The following is a 1,972-nucleotide window of genomic DNA, read 5'->3' as shown; positions in this document are numbered from 1 at the left end:
TCGGGAGTTTGACACCTACATAAGTAAAAATAGTCTTTAAAGCCTTTGATGGCTTTATTTTTTTGTCAAATTTTAGATATTCTTATTGAGTACTATTTAGTACTATGTTATGATTGAGCTAACTTAAAGGATTTGAGGGATAGCGGTGCGTATTAAAAAAAGTGTTTCCAAAAACTCAGTCTCCTATTCTGTTATTGAAAATGTCAGAGATATTAATGGAAAATCAACCACGAAGGTCGTTGAAGCTTTAGGGAATGAGCAGGAGATTCGTGAAAGACATCCTGGGGTTGATCCTGAAGAATGGGCACGTGCATATGCAAAAAAATTAACAGAAGAAAAAAAGATGAAGTCAGAAACGATTATCATCAAACACGACCCTCAAAAATCTATACCAAAGGGAAAAAAACAATCTTTTAACGTAGGTTATCTTTTCTTAAAATCAATCTATCACCAATTGGAGTTAGATAAAATTTGCAAGGAAATTGCCGAAAGACATAACTTTACATACGATTTAAACAAGATTCTCGCTCTTCTCATATACATGCGGGTGATTCATCCAACCTCAAAAAAAGGAACGTTAGAGAAAGCCGATGATTTATTGGAGTCTCATTCGGTAGAAACGCAACATATCTATCGGGCATTAGATATCTTGGCGGAGGAATCGGATCACATTGAAAAGTCGGTCTACAAAAACAGTACAGCCATCGTGGAACGAAAGACAGAGCTTCTTTACTATGACTGTACAAATTTCTACTTTGAGATTGAAGAAGAAGAAGGTCTGAAACAATATGGGATGTCTAAAGAAAATCGCCCGAATCCAATCGTTCAAATGGGATTATTCATGGACGGCAGTGGGCTTCCGCTCGCTTTTGTAATTAATCCCGGAAATCAAAATGAACAGCCAACATTAAAACCTCTGGAGAAAAGAATCTTGAAAGATTTTCACCTATCCAAATTTGTAGTCTGTACAGATGCTGGGCTTTCATCCCATGAAAACCGATTATACAATTCGATGAATAAACGAGCTTTTGTCACCACGCAATCCATTAAAAAATTGAAAAAGCATTTGAAAGAGTGGGCTTTAGATCCTTCGGGATGGGAGATGGTGGATTTCACGCAAAAAGGGACTACCAAGAAAAGAAAACAAACCATCAATCTGAATGATCTTGATTTTGAAAAAGATAAGCAAGTATACCATAAAGAGCGCTGGATCAATGAAAATGGATTAGAACAAAAATTGGTCGTCACCTTTTCGCCGAAACATAAACGTTATCAAGCCGGTATTCGTGAAAAACAAATCGATCGTGCACTGAAAAAGATGGATAATCCTTCTCGGATGGAGAAAAAACGTGCAAACTCACCAGATCGTTTTATACAGTCGACACATGTCACAGAAGATGGAGAGATTGCTGGAAAGAGTAAGCACACCATGAATTCAGCACTCATTGATGAAGAAGCGAAATTTGATGGCTTCTATGGTGTATGTACAAACTTGGAAAGCACACCAGGAGAAATTGTTAAAATCAACCAACGACGCTGGGAGATCGAAGAGACCTTCCGCATTTTAAAAAGTGAAATGCGAACGCGACCGGTCTTCCTCCAAAAAGATGAGCGAATCAAGGCCCACTTCTTAGTTTGCTTTCTGTCGTTATTGACCTATCGCCTAATTGAAAAGAAAATTGACGAGTCAGCTACCTGTTTTGAAATCATTCAAACATTACGGGAAATGCGTGTGTTGAAAGCTACAAACGAGGGTTATATTCCTACTTATACCAGAACAGATCTAACAGACAAATTGCACGATGTTTTCGGATTTCGCACAGACACAGAAATCGTGCCGATACAAAAAATGAAAAATATTTTAAAAGAAGTTAAAAAACACAAATAGTACTCACTTTTGAGCACTAAAAAAGTCACAGAAATGCTTGGTATTAAAGCATTTCTGTGACTTTCACTGTCAAAGATGAGATTA

Annotated in this window: 1 protein-coding gene; it reads left to right on the top strand. The window is 37.3% G+C overall.

Annotated features, from left to right (window positions below; genetic code table 11):
* Positions 1-145 precede the first annotated feature (145 nt).
* Positions 146-1,888, top strand: a complete 1,743-nt coding sequence (locus CIL03_RS19245) for an IS1634 family transposase (RefSeq protein ID WP_094887487.1) — start codon at positions 146-148, stop codon at positions 1,886-1,888.
* Positions 1,889-1,972: the final 84 nt, after the last annotated feature.

The organism is Virgibacillus indicus (assembly GCF_002266285.1).
Taxonomy (GTDB): Bacteria; Bacillota; Bacilli; order Bacillales; family Amphibacillaceae; genus Virgibacillus_K; species Virgibacillus_K indicus.
This window is presented reverse-complemented; position numbering and strand designations above follow the sequence as displayed.